A 23,536-nucleotide genomic window follows, 5' to 3' on the forward strand; every position below is an offset into this window, starting at 1 on the left:
TAATAATATATATCAGTAAAAGATTTCTTGTTTTGTGTCAAAAGAGTTAGCAATTTAATATTATTCAATATATATATCAATGAAAGGGGAAATTATGTTAAAGAAATTTATAAAGTATTATAAACCTTATAAAAAGCTTTTTGTTTTAGATTTAATAGCAGCATTTTTAGTGGCAGCTTGTGATTTAGTTTATCCTATGATCACAAGAAATATAATTAATAATGTTATACCTAATAAACAAATAAGGCTTTTAGTAGTATTTGCAGTATCACTTACAATAATTTTCTTAATTAAGGCTGGATTAAATTATTTCATGCAATATTGGGGACATGTTGTTGGAGTTAGAATGCAAGCTGATATGAGAAGAGATTTATTTGATAAACTTCAAGATATGCCAAATAAGTATTTTGATAATAATAAAACTGGAGTTTTAATGTCTAGAATTATAAATGACCTTATGGATATTTCAGAGCTTGCTCACCATGGGCCAGAGGATTTATTTATATCGATAGTTATGTTATTTGGATCTTTTGTAATTCTATGTACAATAAATGTTGAGCTTACTATAATTACTTTTTTACTTTTACCATTTTTACTTTTCTATACAATTAATAAGAGAAATAAAATGAAAAAAGCATTTAAAGAAACTAGGGTTAAAACTGGTGAAGTAAATGCCACTATAGAAAACAGTATATCTGGAATAAAAGTCACTAAGTCTTTTGGTAATAAAGAGTATGAGATGAGTAAGTTTGATAATAGTAATAAAATATTTAAAAATGCTAGAGAGTATGCTTATAAGGCTATGGCTGAATATTTTTCAGGGATGTTCTTTTTAATAGATATGCTTGAACTTATAGTTTTAATAGCTGCTGGATATTTTACGTACTTAGGTAGAATAAATATGGGTGATTTTGCTGCCTATTTATTATATATAAAAATGTTCTTGCAACCAGTTAGAAAGCTTATAAACTTTAATGAAATGTTCCAAAATGGAATGTCTGGTTTTGAGAGATTTGAAGAGATAATGAATGAGGAAAATGAGAAAGAACTTTCTAATGCCAAGGAACTTGGAGAAGTAAAAGGAGAAATATCTATACAAGATGTTACTTTTAGATATGATAATAAGGAAAGCATATTAGAAAACTTTAATTTAGATATAAAGGCTGGAAAAATGGTTGCCTTAGTTGGTCCTTCTGGTGGAGGTAAAACTACAATTTGTAATTTAATTCCTAGATTTTATGATTATGAAAGTGGAAAAATACTTATTGATAATGTTGATATAAGAGAGGTTTCTTTAAAATCATTAAGAGATAATATTGGAATAGTTCAGCAGGATGTATTTTTATTTACTGGAACAATAAGAGAAAATATTATGTATGGCAATCCAAATGCCACAGAAGAGGAAGTTATAAAAGCTTCTAAAAATGCTTGTCTTCATGATTTTATAATGAATCTAGAAGAGGGATATGATACTTTTATAGGAGAAAGAGGAGTTAAACTTTCAGGAGGACAAAAGCAAAGAATTTCAATAGCTAGAGTTTTCCTTAAAAACCCTCCAATATTAATCCTTGATGAAGCTACTTCTGCCTTAGATAATGTGACAGAGTATGAAATTCAGAGGGCATTAGAAGATTTAAGTAAGGATAGGACTACAATTGTTGTTGCTCATAGACTTTCAACAGTTAAAAATGCTGATGAAATAGTAGTTTTAACTGACAAAGGTATTGAAGAGAGAGGAACTCATGAAGAGCTTATTAAGCTTGGAGGAGTTTATAGTGGACTTCATAATCTTTAAAAATAATATATAAAATAAGTTTAAAGTATAGGAAAGAGAGGCTTTTCTATACTTTTTTATTTTGATTTTGTTTTTTTATTAAGGAATTTTTCTATGAGAGTTAGAGTTTTAAAAAATTTCTTGTTGAGGAGAGAGGATTAGATTAATGAGTTTTGTTTGAAAAGACTATTTATTAATAATGTTTATTGGTGTAATATAAACTATGTAAGGTTTTAAGATGTTTTTAGAAAAATATGATTTTTTATAAATAGGTTAATATTTTTTACATAGAAATGAATAATAATTTTATATGAATTTATTTCCTTAATAAAAGGATAAAATATCTTAGATAAAACTTTATTTTGGAGGATATTTATGTTAGTTGAAAAAGCAATTGAAAAATGGGATAAAAAATATGATTTAAATTGTGCAGAATGTATAATGTATGCTGCGAATGAGGAATATAATTTAAATTTATCAAAGGAAACTTTAAAAGTAATGTCATCATTTGGTGGTGGTCTTGCCATAGGAAATGTATGTGGAGCCATCACAGGTGCTGCAGGAATTATTGGAGTGATGTTTACAGAAGAGAGAGGGCATCAAAGTCCAAAGACAAGGGAATTAACAAGTGAACTTATGAAAAAATTCTATGATAAATTAGGAGATTATAATTGTACTGAACTTAAGGCTAAGTATAGAAAAGATGATGATAGAAGATGTATTGTTATGATAGAAACTGCAGCTGAAATTTTAGGCGAAATTATAAAGAGAGAAAAGAATATTTAATAAATATTTTTTGAGAAAGATAGGTGAAAGAGATGGATTTTAAAAGTGTTGAATTTGAAGAGGGAAAAGTAGTTATAAAAGATACTTCAAATTTTAATATAAAGCAAACTTTTGAATGTGGTCAATGTTTTAGATGGGAAAGAACAGAAAGTGGATCATATATAGGTGTTGCTTTTGGAAGGGTTATAGAAGTTTCTCAAGAGGGGAATGATGTAATAATTTATAATACTAACAAAGAAGATTTTGAAAGTATATGGGTAGATTATTTTGATTTAGAAAGAGATTATTCAAAGGTTAAGGAAGCTTTATCTTGGGATGATACTTTAAAAAGTGCTGTTGAATATGGATATGGAATAAGAATTTTAAATCAAGATCCTTTTGAATTGGTAGTTTCATTTATAATATCTGCAAGAAATAGCATTCCTGTAATAGCTAAGACAATTAAAAAAATAAGTGAAAGATGGGGAGAAGCCATAGATTACAAAGGAAATACTTATTATGCATTCCCAACAATAGAAAGTTTAGCAAAGGCTTCAGTTGATGAAATAAGAGAAACTGGCGCTTCATTTAGAAGTAAGTACATATACGATACAACTCAAAAAATTTATAAATGTGAGTTAGCTAAGGAAGGAAAACTTGAAGCTTCAAAAGAGGAAATAGAAGAAATATTAGAGAAATATGATTTAGAGAAAATTATGGCTATGGATGCTGATGGATGTCATAAAGGACTTCAAGAATTTATGGGAATAGGTGCAAAGGTTGCAGATTGTATAATGTTATTCTCAATGAAAAAAAGTTCAGCTTTCCCAGTAGATGTATGGGTTAAGAGAGCTATGATGCATTTTTATGATGCAGATGATGCTTCATTAAATAAGATAAGAATATTTGCTAGAGAAAGATTTGGAGAGTATTCAGGATTTGCTCAACAATACTTATTCTACTATGCCAGAGAAAATGGAATAAAACTTTAAAAAAAGGTCGTTATTTAATTAATAACGACCTTTTTATAGCTTAGTTTTTTTAGTTATATAAATTAATTTAGCTAAGAGTGCTAACAAAATTACTGAGGATAAGGCGAAAATTCCTAATGTTAAGAAGTAGGATTCAGGAAGTACTTCTATTATTGGATCGGTTTTTATGTTGAAAATCCAGTAATCATTGTTAAAAAGTATTTTATGAAACAGGGTAAAAGCTTTTGAGAAGTTTAAGTAAAAACTTAAAAGTATAAATCCACATATAGTTATTACTTCATAGAAAAACAGATTTAATGATTTTAGTGAAATTATGATGTTGAACTTTTTCTTTAAGATGAAAACTAAAAATCCTAATAATAAGCAAGAGATTCCAAGTAAATATATAGAAGAAAAAATCATTTTCACTTCAAAGAAGTGGTAGGAACCTGTTGAACTTATTGAAAAGTTTTCAAATGTTAAAATGTTTTTATTATGTGAATTTAAATAGGATATGATACGCATATAGTCATTCATTATCTCTGTTTTAGAAAGTTTATTAAGTATATCTAAATTTTTTGTTTCTAGGAATATTGAGTAGATTAAGGGAGAAATATTTAGTGTTAATAGTACTGAAAAAATAATTGCACTAATTAGTAAATAGAGAGAAAAACTTATATTATTTATTTTTTTAATCATTTGAAACTCCTTAAAATAATCTTTTTTTTATTTTAGACTTTTTCTTAAAATATTAATCAAAAAATATTAATCAAAGAGTACATATTTTTATGGGAAAATTAGTATTAATTTATAGTATGAACTGAATTAATTAAGAGAAACTTGTCTATAATTTTCTTATAAGGGTGTATTTGTTAATTAAGAGAGAACAGAATATTAAGAAAATGATAATTTTAAATTTTATTTAGCTTAAATGATTTTAAAGCAATATATAATAAGTGAGAGGTAGATTATAGAGATATATTAATTTTTGCTTGGAGTGAATTTTGAAACATAGTGTTAAATAGGATTTTAAAGTGGTATATCTATTTAATTTAGCTAATTAAGAGTTGATATTTAAAGAAAATAAAAAACGAGTAAATCGGAGTATTTGCTAGAAAAAGGAAGATAATTACTTTATACAGTTTAAAATAATTAAGATATATTGAATTTTAAGATATTTTATTATTGAATTTGAGACTGGTAAATTATATTATATATATTAATAGATTAGCACTCTGCATTGAAGAGTGCTAAATAATTGAAGAATTATTAGCATTTTTATAAGGAGGGTTTTTTATGAATATTAAACCGCTTGGAGACAGAGTTGTCATAAAGAGATTAGAGGCAGAGGAAACTACTAAAAGTGGTATCATAGTTACTGGTACTGCAAAGGAAAGACCACAGGAAGCTGAAGTTGTTGCAGTAGGTCCTGGATTAATGGTTGATGGAAAAAGAACAGAAATGGAAGTTAAGGTTGGAGATAAAGTTTTATACTCCAAGTATGCAGGAACAGAAGTTAAATTTGAAGGTGAAGAATACACTATTTTAAGACAAGATGATATTCTTGCAGTAGTGGAATAAAGTCGATTAAATATATAGAATTTTAAAATTTATAGTAGATTTGGGAGGATGTTTATATGGCTAAAACATTATTATTTGGTGAAGAAGCAAGAAGAGCTATGCAAAATGGTGTAGATAAATTAGCTAACACTGTTAAGGTTACATTAGGACCAAAAGGAAGAAATGTTATTTTAGATAAGAAGTTTGGATCACCACTTATAACAAATGATGGTGTTACTATAGCAAGAGAAATTGAGCTTGAGGATGCCTATGAAAACATGGGAGCTCAACTTGTTAAAGAGGTAGCTACTAAAACTAATGATGTAGCAGGAGATGGGACAACTACAGCTACTCTTTTAGCACAAGCTATTATAAGAGAAGGGTTAAAGAATGTTACAGCAGGTGCAAACCCAATCTTAATAAGAAATGGAATTAGAGTTGCCGTTGATAAGGCTGTTGAAGAAATTAAGAAAATTTCTAAGCCTGTAGATGGAAAAGAAGATATAGCAAGAGTTGCTGCAATATCAGCTGCTGACGAAAAAATAGGACAGTTAATTGCAGATGCTATGGAGAAAGTAGGTAATGAAGGAGTTATAACTGTTGAAGAGTCTAAGTCAATGGGAACTGAGTTAGATGTTGTTGAAGGTATGCAGTTTGATAGAGGATATGTATCAGCATACATGGTAACAGATACTGAGAAAATGGAGGCAGTTTTAGATAATCCATTAGTATTAATAACAGATAAGAAGATAAGTAATATTCAAGATTTATTACCAATACTTGAACAAATAGTTCAGGCAGGAAGAAAACTTTTAATAATTGCTGATGATATAGAAGGGGAAGCTATGACAACATTAGTTGTTAATAAATTAAGAGGAACATTTACTTGTGTTGCTGTTAAGGCTCCAGGATTTGGTGATAGAAGAAAAGAAATGTTACAAGATATAGCTATTTTAACAGGTGGATTAGTTGTATCTGATGAATTAGGAAGAGATTTAAAAGAAGTTACATTAGATATGCTTGGAGAAGCTGAGAGTATTAAGGTAACTAGGGATAATACTACAATAGTTAATGGAAGAGGAGATTCAGGAGAAATTAAAAATAGAGTTTCTCAAATAAGAACTCAACTAGAAGTAAGCACTTCTGAATTTGATAGAGAAAAATTACAAGAGAGATTAGCTAAGTTAGCAGGGGGAGTTGCCGTTGTAAAGGTAGGAGCTGCCACAGAAACAGAGCTTAAGGAAAGTAAATTAAGAATAGAAGACGCATTAGCAGCCACAAAGGCAGCAGTTGAAGAAGGAATTGTACCAGGTGGTGGAACTGCTTATGTGAATGTAATAAATGAAGTTTCTAAATTAACTTCAGATATTGCAGATGAACAAGTTGGTATAAATATAATTTTAAGATCATTAGAAGAGCCAATGAGACAAATAGCTCACAATGCAGGATTAGAAGGTTCAGTAATAATAGAAAAAGTTAAAAATAGTGAAGTAGGTATAGGATTTGATGCCTTAAGAGGAGAATACAAAAATATGCTTAAAGCAGGTATTGTTGACCCAACTAAGGTTACAAGATCAGCCCTTCAAAACGCTTCATCAGTAGCATCAACATTCTTAACAACTGAGGCTGCTGTTGCTGATATTCCAGAAAAAGAGATTCCTCAAGGTGCAGGAATGGGAATGGATGGAATGTATTAGAAACAAGTGATATATTAAGAGAGATTTTTTTTAGAATCTCTCTTTTTATGTATAAAAATGGATATGAAGTCAATAATCCTACTAAGTAGTAATGAAGAATTTTTAATATTACTAATAAAGCTTTAGGAGGGGTCAATTTGACTTTCAAATCAAGAAATTTATGTATTAACAAAGGTAAGAAAAAAATAGAAAGACATAAGAAAAAAGGATTTACTTTAATTGAATTAACTGTTGTTTTAGCAATAATGGCTTTGATGATAACGGTTGTAGCTCCAAATTTTAAAGGGGTTAAGGATAATGCAACCTCTAAAATTGATAAGCAGAACTGTATTACAATTCAGAGGGCAGTTGAAATGTTATTATCAGATGATTCAATAAAATCAAATGGCGTAATAACAATAGATCCTCCTAGTGATGGAAATCTAAATGCATCACATATAAATTCAACAAATAATATAGTGGAAAAAAACGCTAAGGATGAATTAGCTAATATTTTATATGATTTAAAAAAACCTCATAATGGCAATGGACAGTATACAGTAACCGTAAATAATGGCAGGGTTTCAGAGGTTAAAACAGGGAGATAGTATTTATTATAAAAACATTATATTATGTTAATTTAAAATAGTTTGATATTAAATAAAAAGGCTTTTATTATAAAAATAGATTATTAATAGAAGCCTTTCAGATTCTTAAGAAAGCGTAAGGATTATATAGTAAAAAGGAGTATTGTAAAGAAATTTAAGTTTATAAATAAATAAAAACATTCAATAAATTTATTTACAATAAAATGTATTTTGTTTATAATAAATTATAAAAGTTAATAAATAATTTTAAGTGTAAAATAGGAGGCATTCGTGTCTATATTATTTTTGTTTTTTGGAACAATAATTGGAAGTTTTTTAAATGTTTGTATATTTAGAATTCCAAAAGGTGAATCAATAGTATATCCACCATCACATTGTGGATCATGTAAAAAGAATCTAAACCCAATAGATTTAGTGCCTGTTTTAAGTTGGGTATTTTTAGGTGGAAAGTGTAGATATTGCAAAAGCAAAATATCAATTAGATATCCACTTGTGGAATTACTTACAGGTTTTTTATACTTTTTAGTTTATGAATATTATGGTTTATCATTTCTTTCAATTAAATATATTATTTTAATAACTTTCTTAATAGTTATTTCACTAATTGATTACGACACCCAAGATGTTTACTCGGTTACAACTTATCCGGCTATAGTATTAGGTGTTATTTTTTCGTTAATTGGAAATTTCTATTTTGGTGAAAGTATAGGTAATTATATATTAGGTTTTTTAATATCTAGTGGAGCTATATTCTTAGTAAGCAAGCTTACTGGAGGAGCAATGGGAGATGGTGATGTTGAAATACATGCTATAGCAGGGATTTTTTTAGGATGGAAATTAGCAATTCTTAATATATTCCTATCATTTATAATTGGTGGAATATTAGCAGTATGTGCAATATTTCTTAAGAAAAAGAAAAAAGGTGATTATATTGCTTTTGGACCAGCTATAGGAATATCAACTATAATATTAATATTTTTAGGGAATATTCTTGTACCTATGTATTTTGGATTTTAAATATATATACTTATCATAGAAAAATAAGAAAATATAGGAATATATACAAAATATAGGTATGAACAAAGGGGGAATTTCTTTTGATAGGTTATCAGAAGAAGCGTTTAGGAGATATCCTAATAGAATCAGGGAAATTAACAGAAGAAAAACTTAAGGAAGCTTTGGTTATTCAAAAAGAAGTTGGAAAGAGGCTTGGAGAGATATTAATTGAAAGAAACTTTGTTAATGAAGAAGATATAATAGAAGTTTTAGAGAAACAATTAAATCTTAAAAGAGTTAATTTAGAAATTATAACTATAGATAGAAGAGCTATACAGATGATTTCTGAGAATGTTTGTAGAAAACATACTATATTTCCATATGAAATTGATGAGAATATTATAAAAGTTGCAATGGCTGACCCTTTAGATATAGTAGCTATTGATGATGTTGAAATTTCTACTGGATTAAAGGTTAAGCCTTATATAGCATTAAAACAATCTATTCAAAGGGCAATAGATATATATTATTCAAACCAAAAGGTCCTTTCAGTTGCAGAGCAATTATCTAAAGAATCAGATGATAATGAGCTTGATTTAGATAAAATTGAAGAGATTGATAACTTAGATAATGCCCCTATTGTAAAAATGATAGAATATGTTATTAAAAATGCAGTAGAGGAAAGAGCAAGTGATATTCATATTGAAACTTATGAAAATATATTAAGAATTAGATATAGAATAGATGGTAAACTTCAGACAATATCAACATTGCCTGTTGATACATTAGCTCCTTTAGTTACTCGTGTTAAAATTCTTGCAAACCTTGATATATCAGAAAAAAGACTACCTCAAGATGGTAGGATTCTTACAAAGGTTGGAGATAAACAAATAGATTTAAGGGTATCTATTCTTCCTATGATTACTGGGGAGAAAATAGTTATTAGAATAACTAACAAGGATAATTTTATAATATCTAAAGAAAGTCTTGGATTGAATAAAGAAGAGATTGAAGTAGTTGATAAAATGTCAAAACATTCTAATGGAATAATACTTGTTACTGGACCTACAGGGAGTGGTAAGAGTACCACACTTTATGCTTTATTAAATGAGCTTAATACAGATAATAAAAATATTATCACAGTAGAGGACCCAGTTGAATGTGCAATTGAAGGAGTTAATCAAGTTAATGTTAATACTAAGGTTGGTTTAACCTTTGCTGCTGGACTAAGATCTATACTAAGACAGGACCCTGATATTATAATGATTGGGGAGATCAGAGATACTGAAACGGCTCAAATAGCTATAAGGTCTGCAATCACAGGACACTTAGTTTTATCTACTCTACATACTAATGATGCACCATCAAGTATTCTTAGATTAGAGGATATGGGAGTTCAACGATATCTAATTGCCAATGCAGTGAAAGGTGTTATTGCTCAAAGACTTGTTAGAAAAGTTTGTCCAAAATGTGGTGAAGAATATGAGGCTAATTCATATGAGAAAAGAATATTAAATATTGATGAAAATGAACATATTGTTTTACGTAAGGGTAAAGGTTGTGTTTATTGTAATAATACTGGATATTCAGGAAGAATAGGTGTCTATGAAATTATGGAAGTTACTAGAGAACATAGAGATGCTATATTAAAAAGTGTTAGTGGAGATATTCTTCAAGAAATAGCTATAAAACATGGAATGAACACACTTAGACAAGCTTGTAGAAAAGTAGTTTTAGAAGGTAAGACTACAGTTGAAGAAATGTTGAATTTAACTTATGATATGTAATTTGGTTAAAGAGAAGGAGATGGATTATGGCAAATTTTAAATATAAAGCTATTAATTCAGAAGGGCAAAGAATCGAGGGAACTCAAACTGCTGATTCTGAAAGCCAAGTTAAAGAGATGCTTTTATCAAATCAATATTATCCTTTAAGTATAGAAAAGGATAATAGTAAAGGAAAAAGAAAAGGGCTTTCTTTTAGTCATAAGGTGAAATTAAAAGATATAGCAGTATTTTGTAGACAATTTTATGTTATGTTAGATTCTGGTCTATCTGTTGGTAGAGCTTTAAATATATTAATAGATCAAGGTGAAAATCCAAAGATTAAAGAAGCCTTGGTTGGAGTAAATGGAGATGTAAAAAGAGGGGAAACCCTTGCAGAAGCTATGAAAAAAAGAAAAGATGTTTTTCCAAACTTACTTACTAGTATGATTGACGCTGGTGAAAGAAGTGGTAATTTAGATAAAATTCTAGTTAGAATGGCTGATTATTATGAGAAAGAAACAAAGATAAGAGGAAAGATTAAAAGTGCTATGATTTATCCTATAGTACTTGGAGTAGTTGCAATTATTGCTATTACCTTTATTCTTACCTTTGTAATGCCAACATTCATACAGATGTTTGCAGAAAACAATGTTGAACTTCCAATGTCAACTAAAATTGTGCTTGCAACAAGTAAGATTTTAGGTAAGTATGGAATAATAGTGTTCTTGATTTTAGTAGTTGGAATTGTATTACTTGGAAAATATCTTAAAAGTGAAGAGGGACAATATAAATTAAGCGTAATAAACTTAAAAGTTCCTATAATAAAAAAGTTAACTCAAAAAATAATAGTTTCAAGATTTACAAGAACAATGGGAATAGTTTCAGCAAGTGGGATGTCCTTGGTAACATCCTTAGAAATAGTTGCCACTGTTGTAGGAAATAAAATAGCAGAGAAGGAACTAATAGGTGTAAAAGATAAGGTTGTTAGAGGAGAAAGCTTGGGAGATTCAATAATGAAAATAAAAATTTTTCCACCAATGCTTGCCTCCATGGTTAAAGTTGGAGAGGAATCAGGTTCCTTAGATAGCATACTAGAAAAAACAGCAGACTTTTATGATGATGAACTAGAAAGAGAAATAAACACAGTAACAGCCTTAATAGAACCATTAATGATAGTTGTTATGGGAGTTATAATAGGATTCTTACTAGTTTCAATATTAACACCTATGTTTAAAATGTATAATAGCATAGGATAAATCTTTTGTTATAGAGAAAAACAAAAATTAATTAGAGAATTTTTAAAAATAAAAATAGTATACTAAAAGTTTTAACTTTTAATATAAATCACATACAAAATTCAAGGAGGAAAACCAATGAATACAAAAAAACAAAACAAAAAGAAAAAAGGTTTTACGCTAATTGAGCTTATTATAGTTATAGCTATCATAGCAATATTAGCAGCAATAGCTATACCAAACTTCTTATCAATTCAAAGAAAAGCAAAAGTAAAGGCAGATGTAGCTAGTGCAAAAACTATTTATGATGCAACATCAACAGCGATAGCAGAAAGTAAAATAATACCAACAAAAGAAGGAGTTACATTAACTTTAGGGGCTGATGGTAAAATAACACCAGCCGGAAATGATGCTAATGTATTAACTAGTAATTTACAAACAATACCAACTCCTAAATCAGTTAAAGATGAGACTTTTAATGTTACTATAAAAGCAGATTCAACTACAAGTAAGCCAGAAATAGAAGTTAATATTGGAAAAACACCAGTATATCCAACAACAGATAAAGATGGAGCTTATAATTTAAACAATACAGATGGAACAGCAGCTGCAAAATAAGTTGTTTATATTTTGATGAAAAAGTGTAAGGAATAATTTCCTTACACTTTTAAACTATTAAGGAGAAGGAGGGAAAGATTTGGGAATAGATAATAAAGAAAAAAAGAGTATATTACAAATGGATATTGGTGATATGCTTAAGGCTTTTAAGATGAAAAAGAAGGATAAAAAGCAAGATAAGAAGAGTAGAAATAAGAAAGAGAAAAGAGTTGTTTCTAAGAAAGCCTTGGCTATTGATATTGGAAGTGAAAATGTTAAGTTTGTTTTAGGTAGGTATATTAAAAATAAGGTTGTTATAGAAAAAGCTTTTGAGATTGAGACACCTAAGGCTTGTATTGAAGATGGAAATATTAAGGATATGGAAGTTTTAAGTGATTCATTAGATAAGGCGATTTCTGAGCATAAGATTAAAAATGATAATATTATATTTACAACAAATAGTACAGCTATTATAAATAGAACAATTCTTGTTCCTAAGGTAGAGGAAAGTGAACTTGAGCCTGTTATTAAGTATGAGATTCAACAATATTTGCCTATTAATTTGGAAGAATATATGGTTCAATACAATGTTTTAAGAGATGTTGTGTTTGATGGCAAAGACAAGTTAGAAGTTCTTATTGTGGTTTATCCAAATAAAATGATATTCTCATATGCAGAGCTTGTTAAGAGTATTGGTGGAAAGCCATATGCCTTAGATCTTAATTATAATTCAAAGAGAAAAGCCTTTTATGTTATGAATCCAGAGAATAATGAAACTATTGTAAGTGTAGATTTAGGGGCTAATCATGTTTGTTTAACTGTCATTGATAAAGGTAATTTAGTTCTTATGAAAACAATAAATTCAGGTGGGAAATATTTAGATGAGTACGTTTCTAAGACCTTACAAATTCCTTTAGAGAGGGTTCATACTGAAAAAATTGAAAGTTGTAATTTAATAAGTAGAGAAGAGGGGCCACTAGAACATTGCATAAAAGAAGTTGTTGATAGTTGGTTTGATGAAGTAAACAGGGTAATAAAATATTATCAAAACAAAAATAAAGGGGTAAAAATTGATAAAATATATCTTAGTGGAGGAAGTTCAAATTTAAAAGGACTTGAAAGATATGTTGGACTTAAGTTAGATTTAAGAGTAAAGAAAATTGGAGAAAATAGCAATATTGAATTTAAAAAAGGTGTAGATGAAGTGAAGATTTCAGAATATATAAATGCTATTGGATCTTTAATAAGACTTTAGGTTGGTGATGATAATGAGAGATTTTAACTTTTTCTCCCATATAGCTCAGGAAAGAAAAAGTGATTCTAAGAGAAAATACATAGGTGTAAGTTTAGTTGGATTAGTTATTTTTATATTTGTGGTTAATTTTTCTGTAAATGTTATTAAGGAGCATTTAATAAAAGATGATATAGCCTATTATAAAGGAGAGATTGATTCTCCTAAGATGCAAGAAAATTTAGCGGTGGCTAAAAAAGTTAAGAAGGAGCATGATACATTAGAAAATTATTATAATAATGTTAATGAAGCATCAAATCAGATTTATAGCAATGATTATGTAAATACTCAAAGAATTAAAATTATAAATAGTACTGTTCCTAAGGATGTTGTATTTACTCAAATAAGTATAGATAATAAGAGTTTAACAATCCAAGCTTTATCAAAAACAAGAAGTGCAATAAGTGATCTTGAATATAATATAAAGAATTTAGGCTTTGTTAGTGATGCATATATAAGTGGAATTGGAGAGAGAAATAGTAAGGGAGATTATTCATTCTCAATCTCTTGTACTTTAAAGGAGGTAGAAGGTCAAAATGAAAATAAGTAGTAGAGAAAAGACTTTATTATTTGCCTTAGCCTTTGGTTTAAGTGGGTTTGGATATTATAAGGTTGTTTGGGATTATCAATATAATAATATAAAATCTTTAGAATCAAAAAGACAAGATATTAAGAATGAATATGAAGAAAATATTAAAATGATTAAATCTATAGAGCCTAATAAAGATGATATAAATGTATATAACTCTGAGATTCAATCTGTAACTTCAGGATTTTATGCTAATATAGCTCAGCCTAATGTTATATTAGATTTAAATAATCTTATGACTAATAATAATGTTAAAGGAACAATGAGTTTCTCACCAATAAAAACAATGCCAGTTATTCAGAAACAAAGTGATTCATCCAATAATAATGGGGAAGATGAAACTTCCAAAAATCAAATTCAAGGAATTGTTAATGATTATAATAATATAGTTGATGATAAAAAGAAGAAGAAGGTAAAACCTGATAATGAGGAGATTTACAATTTAACTCAGATGATGGTTTCTTTAAGTGTTAATGGTACATATAATAATGTTATGAATTTCATGAAAGCAATTGAAAACAGTCCAAAACATATAAATATACTTAATTTAAATTTAGGTGCTCAGACTGATGGGAATGTAACAGCAAGTATGAATATTCAACTTGTAGCTATTCCTAAAATAGACGCATCAAAAGAACCATTTACAACAGCTGATGATAAGTATGGAAAGAAAAATCCATTCTCAGGAATAAGTGAAGTTGGTTCTGGAACAATAGAAAGCGAACTATCTAATGAGAAGGTTAAAAATGATTTTTTAATGACAGTAAGACCAATAAATTCAGATTTACCAACAATAGTTTTAGGTAAGGCTCAGGATAAGAGTAAAGAAAGTTACTTAATGAAGGATGAAAATTCAGTTACTAATGTAGAGATGTACGTTTCAGGAAAGAATGGAAAGTACTATTACAAATATAAAGTTGGAAATAGAGTTTATCCAACAAATTTCAAAGATGGTGAAGGTACTGAGTTTAAACCAAATGGTAATGATATAAACTTTGAAGTATTCTCAGAAAAAAGATTGAATAATGATGATAAATCTGGTGCTAATATAAAAATAGTAAATAGCTCAGATAAAGAAGTTAATTTTGTAATAAATAAAGATGATGAAAAAAATCCAAGAGTTAAGGTAACAACAGAAGGTAAAGTTAAGGTAATAAACAATTAATTTAAACTTATGAATTGATTAGTAAGCAAATGAATTATAAAATTAAAAATTTAATTGCATGAAAAATGCTTTTGATTTTTAATTAGAAATAAATTTAGAAAGTTAGAAAATAGGATTATATAATAAACTAAAAGAAAAAGGTGTGTGAAGCTATGGGTATCAAAAAACGAAAAACTAAAAAAGGATTTACAGTAATAGAAGCTATTATAAGCTTAGTTCTTTTTACTATGATAATGATACCCTTAGGTAGCTTTACTATAACTGCCATTAAAAATACTAGTAATAGTGCTGAAAAACAAAAAGCAATGGATATTGCACAAAGCATTGTTGAACAGATAAAGGCTGTTGATAGTAAGGATATAGATAATCTTAGTAGTACTTTGGATTTAAGTAATGATGAGGGCATTAAGGTTAATGAGGTTTTGAAAAATAAAAAGTTTAATGGTTATAACATAAGTGGAGAAAAGTCAGGATTTCATATTGAGGGGAATATAACTCCTAATGAGGCTTATGTAAATAAAGATGAAAATAAGGATAATAAAAATTTTGATTATTATGTTTATATAGATGATAATTCCATAGAAGTAGATGGAAGTTCTAATGGAAAAAGTGGTACATATAAATTTTCTGATAATATAGATTTTTCAAAAGAGGCTAATATTAATATTTGTGAAGAAGATGGTGGAAGTGTAAATATAAATGGAAGAAATGTTATATTTGATGATCCACAAGATAAAAATTGTAATATTAAAATAATTTATAAAGGCGAAGGAAAAGCCAAGGAAATAAAGGTGAATTTGAAAAATTTAAATCCTAATAGCATTTTAAGTGTTTATTGTTATAAAAAACTTGGAAGTAATATGAATTTTAATACTATAACTGATAATACAAGTATTGGAATGGTTAGAATTTATAATAATATGTATGAAGGTTCATCAAATAAGTCAGGAAGTAGCTTGTTTGATATACACCTTAAAATATCAAAAAATAATAAACTTATATATGAAATTAATTCAACTAAAGTTATAAAGGAGTGATAATATATGAGGTTTTCTAATAAAAAAAGAGGGGCAACATTGGCTTATGTAATTGTTGTACTAGCTATAGTATCTGTAATAGGAACAGCCATAGTATCACTTTCTTTAGTTAATTATAAAACAACTATTTTAGAAACAAAGAGAACAGAAAATCTGTATATGTCTGAGTCTGGGTTAGATGAGGTCGAGGCATATATTGAAAATATTACAAAGAAAGCTGTTAAAATAGGGAATGATTCTGTAATGAATAACCTTAGTTTAGTAAATTTAACAAATGAACAAATTAAAGAAAAGGGAAATGAAATTTTTAAACCAAAATACAAGGAATATGTAAAAAGTGAGCTTATAAAATCCTTTGATGAAAGAGATGATAATATTGTTTTTAATAATGATTTGTTAAAAACAGAAAAAGCAGATAATTATACTATTTCACTAATTGATTTAAATGGACATAAACTTACATCAGAAGAAAAAACTGATACTTATATTGATGGAAATATGGATTTTAAAGAGGTTAAGGATAAGGGAGAAATATTAAGTTTAAGATTTCAATCAAAATTTAAGGTCAAAAATAAAAGTTATAGAAATGTAAGTTTAACTTTTGACATAAAGGTGCCTGATTTTAGTGGAGTTACTTATAAAGAAACAGTTCCAATTTATAATGTTATGACAAAGGGACTTATTGTTGGTGAAAATATAAATTTAACAAATCAACATTCAATTATGAACGTTGATGGTGGAATTATTGCAGCAGCAAATTTAGGGAAAGATGATAGATTTAAAGCCTATGCTCCTAAAAATCCAAATGATAATGAAGATTACATAGTGGGTATAAATATTGGAAATGAAAGCCAATTGAATGTTTATAATGGTTCTTTAATTAGTAAACAAAATATAATGTTAAGTGAAAATAGTGCTAAATTAAATGTAGGAAAAGATGGGGATGAGGATTCAAAGTATGGTGTTTATACAGGGAATTTAGGTATATATTCACAGGTATCTAAAGAAGAATCTTTAGATGGCAAGGTATTTGGTAAGGGGGTTATTAATGGAGGAAATATAGTTTCAAAATATCCAGTTTATACACATAATGATTTGATATTAAATGGACAAGATTCTAACATAATGCTTGAAGATGGATTTTATGGATTAAATGATATTACAAATAGTGATGAAAAAACAGGAAAGAGAGAATCATCAAGTGCCATAATAATAAATTCTATGGATATTGGAAATGGTTCACAAATAAAAATAGATAAAAAAGCAGTAATTATGGGAACTGCTTATATAAATACAAAAGGAACACAATATCAGACAGGAGAATCTGTGGCAACTAAAGGAAATTATATTGCATATACTTATGATGATGGTTCAGGGGTTACATTTAAATATTATGATCCTCTTCAACTTGTTGATAGTAGAAATGGAAGTAAATTAACTTTAGATGATAAGGTTAAATATTTTAAAGAGATGGCTAATACCCATGATGAAATAAATAAAAATGGTGTTATTTTACCTTCACCTGAAAATACATTAAGTGTAGGTGCTGTATTTAGTAATGGAAAGGTAATGATGAATACAGCTAGTATGTTAGATAGTACAAAAGAAGTTGTTGATATGAAAGATAAATTTAATAAAGTTTTAAATGAGATAAAACCATTAAATGAAATATTAAATACTAATAAGAATATAACTAAATTTGATGAGGATGGAAATTTAGTTTATGTTAATTTTTCAAATCCTAATGATGATAATGGAAGAGAAAGACTAGATATTACTAGAGAAGACGGGGATAATAAAAATGAATTTGAGACTTTTAATGGAGATAAGGCTGCATGGGTGAGAATAAAAGATGGTAAAGGAAAAGGAATAATAATTACAGATAGAAATATTTATATAAATGATGATATTGATTTTGAAGGAACTATAATAACTACTGGAAGTATATTTGTTGGAAGTGGTAAAAAATTTAATGTGAAATATGATGATGGAATAGTGAGTAACATTATTTCTGATAATCAAGATATATTTAAAGGGTTGTTTAAAGAGAATTCTTCATCAACTTCAATAGTGAGAAAATATGATAATAATATTGAAAATACGACTAAATCACTAGTTAATAGGAAAAATTGGGAAGTAAACTAATTAGTGAGAGAAGGTTGGTGATAAAATGAAATTTTTAAGAAAAAAAAGAAGAGGACTTTCTCTTATAGAATTAGTTGTTGCACTATCATTGGTATCAATAATATTAATGATAGTAGGCCCATTTTTCATATCTAATTATAAGACTTTAAATAAAACTAGTAATCAGATAGATTTTCAAAGAGAGGCAAAATCCATAATGAATTACTTTACTAAAACAGCTATGGAATCATCTAACATATTAAATGTAAGTAATGTTAAAAAGAAAGATTCTACTAATCTAGAGGATAATAATGTAAATTCAAAAGATGGTTATTTAAAGTTAACATTTAATAATGAAGATAATTCTAGAGAAACAGAATTTAGATTTGAAGATGGAAGTTTATATATGAAAACTAATGATCAAAAAGAAACAAAAATAGGGGATTTCGTTAAGGAGATTAACTTAACAGCTTTGCCAAATGGAAATTCTTTTAAAAATGCTAAATCTATTAAAATTGAAATTTTACTGGATAATAAAAATAATAAATCTTATAAAGTTAGTGATATATTAACTTTTAGGAACAAGAATTGATTTTAGATGGAGGTAAAATTTAAATGGAAAAATTAAAAAAAATGAAAAAACATAGTTTTTTTATAATACTTATAATTTTATTAGTTAGCATGATAAGTATGATTGTTTATGGAGAATTTAATGATTATCCATTTAAAGTCAGTACAGACCATAATTTAAGTGAATTAAATAATGGAGATACAACAGATATTACATATAATGTAACACCGAATCCAATTAAGTTTAAGGATACTGTTGAAAAGGATGTTGTTTTGATATTAGATACTTCGCAAACAGTTGATGGGAGACAATATGATATAAAAAATTCAGCAGATAAATTTGTAGATAATTTTTTAGGGAATAGTTTTTATAAAAATTTTAAAATAGGAATTGTTTCATATAATGAAAAAGCAGAAATAAATCAACAATTAACTGAAAATAAAGATGATATTGAGTATGCAATAGAAAATTTATATAATAATCATGAAATACATAATTGGAACAAAAAGGGAAATCACTTGGGAACTAATGTGGGAGATGCATTTAGATTGGCTATCTCTATGTTTGATAATGATAATAATCCTAATAAAGAAAAAATAGTTATATTTATGTCTAATGGTAAACCAAATGCTTTTACAGGTAAATTTTATAAAGGGCCTGAAAGTACTATAAGTGAAAATAAATTAAGTACATTGTACGGGTATAAGAAAATTTTATATGATATAACCAGTCTAAATGGAGATGAAGGTGAATTAGGTGTAGGAGATATAAATTCAGAAGAATTAAGTATGAATGATTTTATTAATAATGTTAATAAATATTTTTATCTTCCTAAGAATAGCTCTGAATACTCTAAAGAAGATTTTAAAAAGAGAGGATTTATAAGAACTGTTTTGAATGATAAAATCTATGAGGATTATCCTGAAATTTATAATTATTATAGAGTTTATAAAACTTATGATGAAATTCAAAAAATTTATGCTCCTAAATCAACATATACAGTGAATTTAATGCCAAATAATGAGGATGGAAAAAATACTATAAGTTACTATATGGGTGCTAAAATTGGGTATGCTTATTCCTTAGAAATGGCGAAAAAAATGAAAGAGTTTGGAATATCAACATATCCAATATACTTTGATAGAATGAGAGGTTATGTTGATAGTGATGAGAGAAAAAATACTATGAAATTAATATCAAAATTTTCAGGAAATGAAGAGAGTGATGATGTTACTAGTGTTGATACAGTTTATTCAAATAATATAAGCAAATCTTTAGATAAAGTTTTAAGTGATATTAATAAAAAAATAAAAAGTTCTTATTCTGTTAACGATGCAAAGTTAACAATAAATATTCCAGATGGATTAGATGTAGAGTCAATAAATTATGCAGGTAAACCAATAAAAATAAATCCTGAAGATGTTAAAAATGGTAAATATGAATTACCATTAAACAATTTAAGTTATACATATAATGCTGATAAAAAAGAATATGAATATAAAGGAAAACCTTTGAAAATTAGTATTACTGTAAGAGGAAAAAATACCAGTGGAGAAGATAAAGATTGTATAATTACTGGTGAAGTTTCATCTAAATCATTAGACAATGGAAAAGCAACAGAATTACCTAAAATTAATATAAAGGTTAAAAGTAGTGTTGTAGTAAAAATAAAAGTTAATGATTTTATAGGTAATGTTGGAAAAGAATATGATAGTGAAAATATAAAACCTCAAAATAATTCTTTTGACCTTATTGAAAATCCTAATAGGTTAATAGGATATGGAAATGCTAATATTTCAGTTAAAGGAATTAAAGACAATGATAATGAAGAGTATTGGATTAAAACTTGGTTTACAAAGGGAGAGAGTAATCAAGAAATAAAGCCAGAAGAATTTAAATTAAATAATATGAACTCTGACATTATTATGGACAAACCTAATAGTTTAACTTATCAAGCCTATAATGTTAATCATTTAGAGGCTACAAAAGATGAAAGTAAGTGGAATGATAGAAATGAAGTTTTTAAATCAAAACAAGGTGATACTGGATATTTACCAAGTAACAAGATAGCTGGATTAGAGGGAGATGAGGAGCAGAGAATTTTACAGTATGGAGAACCTTTAAGTATAGGGAAAAAATACTATTATTATTACAAAGGGTCTAGTAATTACGAATTAAAAGATACAGGTGAAAAGAAAACTATTAATGTATTAGATAACGATACAGGAAATTTTAAGCGTGTAGAATGTAGCGTTTGGCGTTGCAACTATGAAAAAAGTATATTTTATCATGATAATTCAGGTAACTGGTATGAAAATTATTCATCTTGGTGGAATGGTACTAGTTATTATAAGAATATTAATTATTATATAAAAGTTATTAATGAATGGATGTGGAAACATAAAACCATATTTTATAATGATATGACTATTGATGATATAAAAAATTATTATAATAAATACTCCGATTTCTCATATAAAGAAGCTGATAAATATTGGGGGTACATAAAACCAAAAGAGTCAGGATGGTATTTGTTTGGTACTTATTCAGATGATGGTTCAAGATTTAGCATAACTAAGGATGGAAAAACTTATGAATTATCTAAGAGTAATTTTGGATTAAGTGAAAATTATAATGAAAGATGGTATATAGGACAAGAAAGAGGGAATTTTAAAGTGCATGGTTCAGCATTTTATAGTTCTTTTACTCCGATATATTTAGATAAGGATAAATACTATCCAATACAACTTGAATATTTTAACTGGGGAGGAGGAGGTTCCTTTAAGTTAGGATATTTTAAGTTAAATAATTATGATGAAAATATTAAAAATATTTTCCAACAGTTTAATAAGGCAACTTCTACAGAGGATTATGAAAGTTTAAGTGATATTTTTAGTCAAGAAAAACTAGGATCTTGGTATAACTCTTATTATAGATATTATATTAAGGAAAGTTACATAAATGATTGTTTAAATAAACTAAATTGGGTAGGCGATGAAAATGGAGATGGATTTACAATGTATCCATCAAAAAGTAATGAACCTGGAGATGTAGCAAATGAAGTTTTCGAAGGTAAATCAGGTGTTGGACTTCCAGAGCAAAATGGAGTTTATACATTACATTACAAAATTTTCACTAGAGCTAAGGATGCTAAAATTGGAGACAAGATTGTAAAAGACGATATTATAAAAGGAAATTACGGTAAGTTTGAGATTAAAGATTTATTAAATGCTAGCATAGATGTTACTGATACAAATGGTGGTAATAAGATTTATGCAAACAACAATGCAATAGTAAATTATAGAATTAATCCAAATCCATTAAATGTTACAGATGTAATAAGAGATGGAAGAAAACCTCCAAATAAAATAATTTTGAGCAATTTAAAAATAAATGGGTTAATACCAAAAGGACTTACTCTTTTAGATAATAATTCTATTGATGGAAACTTAGAGAGTGATGGAAGTACTAGAATTCACACTAATGAAATGAATGATATAGTATATAATCTTAAAGGAAATCAATATGTTGCAAATAGTGTTGATGAAAAAGTTAATGTAATTGTTAAATCAGTTGGAAATTTTGTATTTAAGGAAGAGCAAAACACAGTTGGTTTTAATTTGAAATATGAGGATAAAGAAACAAAACCAATGCTTGAAAATTTCAAAGGAAGTAGTGTAAGTATAAATGAACCAACTAAAATAGAGAAATTTGGTATATTAGATTCATCATCACCTGATAATATCAAGGATGCAAGTGGAGGAGTTGATGTTGTTAATGGAATTCCTCTTAAAATTGGTGTATTGGTAGATGTTAAATCGCCTAATTCTATTATTGACTTAGGATTCAATTCTGAAAATATAAAGAATTTAGCTTCAGGATTTAAGATTAAAGTTTATAATAAAGGAAACTTAATGAATAGCATAAAAGAGTTTAATATTAATAAAACAGAAAGTAATTTGATTGATGAATTAAATAGTGGAATTAAAATTTCGGGTTTAGATATTGGAGAAAAAGTAATAGTTATAGAATTAACTCCAAACAATATAAAAGAAGGTGGAAATGCTATTTTGAAAACAAAGGTTGAAAATAATGTTGATAAAACTTATTCTGCAATGCTTAATTATGCAGATATGCCTGATGTGTTTTAATTTATTAGAAGCTCTTTTAAGAAAACAAATTTGCAACAATACTCATGTTTAGAATGATTTTTTAGTTGTACAACTTATTAATAGTTATTAAATTAATAAAAATAAGATCATAAAATTTTATGGTCTTATTTTTTTATAAATTATTTTAGGAAGTTTGGAATAATGTGTTTTATAGTTATTGAACAGTTTATTTGATAATATTTCCATAATTAAGTACCAAATATAATAAATATTGAATAAATTCTATATAATTGGTTTAAAAATCCGAATGATTGAAATAGGTGGAAATATAGAATGTTTGTGAATTATAAATTTCGTTTAAAATTAAAAATGAAATAATTATTGCAAATAAAACTTTTGAAATTAATTTCTTGCATTTTGTTGACAAGCTTTATTTCATAGATTATAATTAATAAAAATTAAACAAAACGGAACATAAATAAACTCGTATAAGCTTTGAATAAGGCAAGGCGTTTCTACCGGAAACCTTAAATTTCCGTCTATGAGTGAATTTGATATACTATAGGTGTACTATAAGCATATTGACTTCACTTAGAGGTTAATATGCTTTTTTGAAAATAAAATTTCGTATCTAATGTATATTTGCAAGTTTACTTTCAATATGTGAAGCGAGCCTTTTAAAATCGAGTTTCATTAAAT

Annotated in this window: 18 protein-coding genes and 1 riboswitch; of the genes, 17 read left to right on the plus strand and 1 reads right to left on the minus strand. The window is 27.3% G+C overall.

Annotated elements, in window-relative coordinates; translation table 11 throughout:
* Positions 1-94: 94 nt before the first annotated feature.
* The 3 genes from Q1K13_RS10540 (at position 95) to Q1K13_RS10550 (ending at position 3,531) form a co-directional block, all read left to right on the plus strand.
* A complete protein-coding gene (locus Q1K13_RS10540; protein ID WP_300350538.1) occupies positions 95-1,795 on the plus strand; it encodes an ABC transporter ATP-binding protein in 1,701 nt (566 codons plus the stop codon).
* Positions 1,796-2,149: 354 nt separating this feature from the next.
* Positions 2,150-2,560 carry a C-GCAxxG-C-C family protein gene (locus tag Q1K13_RS10545; RefSeq protein WP_300350541.1) on the plus strand — a complete coding sequence of 137 codons (411 nt, stop codon included), beginning with the start codon at positions 2,150-2,152 and terminating at the stop codon, positions 2,558-2,560.
* 32 nt (positions 2,561-2,592) lie between these two features.
* The gene (locus tag Q1K13_RS10550) at positions 2,593-3,531 is read left to right on the plus strand and encodes a DNA-3-methyladenine glycosylase family protein (RefSeq protein ID WP_300350544.1); all 939 of its coding nucleotides are present in this window, start codon (positions 2,593-2,595) and stop codon (positions 3,529-3,531) included.
* 33 nt (positions 3,532-3,564) lie between these two features.
* On the opposite strand, the gene Q1K13_RS10555 is transcribed toward Q1K13_RS10550, so the two are convergent.
* On the minus strand, positions 3,565-4,209 hold the full coding sequence (locus Q1K13_RS10555; protein WP_300350546.1) for a TIGR01906 family membrane protein: 645 nt from the start codon (positions 4,207-4,209) through the stop codon (positions 3,565-3,567).
* A gap of 597 nt (positions 4,210-4,806) precedes the next feature.
* Here Q1K13_RS10555 and groES point away from each other — a divergent pair.
* The 14 genes from groES (at position 4,807) to Q1K13_RS10625 (ending at position 22,876) form a co-directional block, all read left to right on the plus strand.
* Positions 4,807-5,091, plus strand: coding sequence for a co-chaperone GroES (groES, locus tag Q1K13_RS10560; protein ID WP_300350548.1), 285 nt, complete (start codon positions 4,807-4,809; stop codon positions 5,089-5,091).
* Between the two features lie 56 nt (positions 5,092-5,147).
* Positions 5,148-6,767, plus strand: a complete 1,620-nt coding sequence (groL, locus tag Q1K13_RS10565) for a chaperonin GroEL (protein ID WP_300350550.1) — start codon at positions 5,148-5,150, stop codon at positions 6,765-6,767.
* 137 nt (positions 6,768-6,904) lie between these two features.
* Positions 6,905-7,354, plus strand: a complete 450-nt coding sequence (locus Q1K13_RS10570; protein ID WP_300350552.1) for a type II secretion system protein — start codon at positions 6,905-6,907, stop codon at positions 7,352-7,354.
* Positions 7,355-7,624: 270 nt separating this feature from the next.
* Positions 7,625-8,371: a prepilin peptidase gene (locus tag Q1K13_RS10575; RefSeq protein ID WP_300350554.1), complete on the plus strand. Its 747-nt coding sequence runs from the start codon at positions 7,625-7,627 to the stop codon at positions 8,369-8,371.
* Between the two features lie 80 nt (positions 8,372-8,451).
* On the plus strand, positions 8,452-10,137 hold the full coding sequence (locus tag Q1K13_RS10580; RefSeq protein WP_300350557.1) for a GspE/PulE family protein: 1,686 nt from the start codon (positions 8,452-8,454) through the stop codon (positions 10,135-10,137).
* Positions 10,138-10,163: 26 nt separating this feature from the next.
* Positions 10,164-11,372: a type II secretion system F family protein gene (locus Q1K13_RS10585; RefSeq protein ID WP_300350559.1), complete on the plus strand. Its 1,209-nt coding sequence runs from the start codon at positions 10,164-10,166 to the stop codon at positions 11,370-11,372.
* Between the two features lie 117 nt (positions 11,373-11,489).
* Entirely contained in the window at positions 11,490-11,969 is a 480-nt protein-coding gene (locus Q1K13_RS10590; RefSeq protein ID WP_300350562.1) for a prepilin-type N-terminal cleavage/methylation domain-containing protein, read from the plus strand.
* A gap of 79 nt (positions 11,970-12,048) precedes the next feature.
* Entirely contained in the window at positions 12,049-13,203 is a 1,155-nt protein-coding gene (pilM, locus tag Q1K13_RS10595) for a pilus assembly protein PilM (RefSeq protein ID WP_300350565.1), read from the plus strand.
* Between the two features lie 13 nt (positions 13,204-13,216).
* Positions 13,217-13,789 carry a PilN domain-containing protein gene (locus tag Q1K13_RS10600; protein ID WP_300350568.1) on the plus strand — a complete coding sequence of 191 codons (573 nt, stop codon included), beginning with the start codon at positions 13,217-13,219 and terminating at the stop codon, positions 13,787-13,789.
* Positions 13,776-14,993 (plus strand): hypothetical protein, encoded by a 1,218-nt coding sequence (locus Q1K13_RS10605; RefSeq protein ID WP_300350571.1) that lies wholly within the window; start codon positions 13,776-13,778, stop codon positions 14,991-14,993. Before Q1K13_RS10600 ends, Q1K13_RS10605 begins: the two co-directional genes overlap by 14 nt.
* A 152-nt stretch (positions 14,994-15,145) precedes the next feature.
* Positions 15,146-16,030 (plus strand): type IV pilus modification PilV family protein, encoded by an 885-nt coding sequence (locus tag Q1K13_RS10610; RefSeq protein ID WP_300350574.1) that lies wholly within the window; start codon positions 15,146-15,148, stop codon positions 16,028-16,030.
* Positions 16,031-16,036: 6 nt separating this feature from the next.
* Positions 16,037-18,175, plus strand: coding sequence for a type II secretion system protein (locus Q1K13_RS10615; protein ID WP_300350576.1), 2,139 nt, complete (start codon positions 16,037-16,039; stop codon positions 18,173-18,175).
* A 25-nt stretch (positions 18,176-18,200) separates the two neighbouring features.
* Positions 18,201-18,746 (plus strand): PilW family protein, encoded by a 546-nt coding sequence (locus Q1K13_RS10620; RefSeq protein ID WP_300350579.1) that lies wholly within the window; start codon positions 18,201-18,203, stop codon positions 18,744-18,746.
* Between the two features lie 23 nt (positions 18,747-18,769).
* Complete coding sequence (locus Q1K13_RS10625) at positions 18,770-22,876, plus strand: VWA domain-containing protein (RefSeq protein ID WP_300350582.1); 4,107 nt, start codon at positions 18,770-18,772, stop codon at positions 22,874-22,876.
* Between the two features lie 425 nt (positions 22,877-23,301).
* Positions 23,302-23,399, plus strand: a riboswitch (purine riboswitch).
* Positions 23,400-23,536: the final 137 nt, after the last annotated feature.

Source organism: Clostridium sp. (assembly GCF_029267215.1).
Lineage (GTDB): Bacteria > Bacillota > Clostridia > Clostridiales > Clostridiaceae > Sarcina.

Coding starts and splice junctions, on each gene's coding strand:
- Q1K13_RS10540 (WP_300350538.1), top strand. CDS start 95: ATGTTAAAGAAATTTATAAAGTATTATAAACCTTATAAAAAGCTTTTT.
- Q1K13_RS10545 (WP_300350541.1), top strand. CDS start 2,150: ATGTTAGTTGAAAAAGCAATTGAAAAATGGGATAAAAAATATGATTTA.
- Q1K13_RS10550 (WP_300350544.1), top strand. CDS start 2,593: ATGGATTTTAAAAGTGTTGAATTTGAAGAGGGAAAAGTAGTTATAAAA.
- Q1K13_RS10555 (WP_300350546.1), bottom strand. CDS start 4,209: ATGATTAAAAAAATAAATAATATAAGTTTTTCTCTCTATTTACTAATT.
- groES (WP_300350548.1), top strand. CDS start 4,807: ATGAATATTAAACCGCTTGGAGACAGAGTTGTCATAAAGAGATTAGAG.
- groL (WP_300350550.1), top strand. CDS start 5,148: ATGGCTAAAACATTATTATTTGGTGAAGAAGCAAGAAGAGCTATGCAA.
- Q1K13_RS10585 (WP_300350559.1), top strand. CDS start 10,164: ATGGCAAATTTTAAATATAAAGCTATTAATTCAGAAGGGCAAAGAATC.
- Q1K13_RS10590 (WP_300350562.1), top strand. CDS start 11,490: ATGAATACAAAAAAACAAAACAAAAAGAAAAAAGGTTTTACGCTAATT.
- Q1K13_RS10600 (WP_300350568.1), top strand. CDS start 13,217: ATGAGAGATTTTAACTTTTTCTCCCATATAGCTCAGGAAAGAAAAAGT.
- Q1K13_RS10605 (WP_300350571.1), top strand. CDS start 13,776: ATGAAAATAAGTAGTAGAGAAAAGACTTTATTATTTGCCTTAGCCTTT.
- Q1K13_RS10610 (WP_300350574.1), top strand. CDS start 15,146: ATGGGTATCAAAAAACGAAAAACTAAAAAAGGATTTACAGTAATAGAA.
- Q1K13_RS10615 (WP_300350576.1), top strand. CDS start 16,037: ATGAGGTTTTCTAATAAAAAAAGAGGGGCAACATTGGCTTATGTAATT.
- Q1K13_RS10620 (WP_300350579.1), top strand. CDS start 18,201: ATGAAATTTTTAAGAAAAAAAAGAAGAGGACTTTCTCTTATAGAATTA.
- Q1K13_RS10625 (WP_300350582.1), top strand. CDS start 18,770: ATGGAAAAATTAAAAAAAATGAAAAAACATAGTTTTTTTATAATACTT.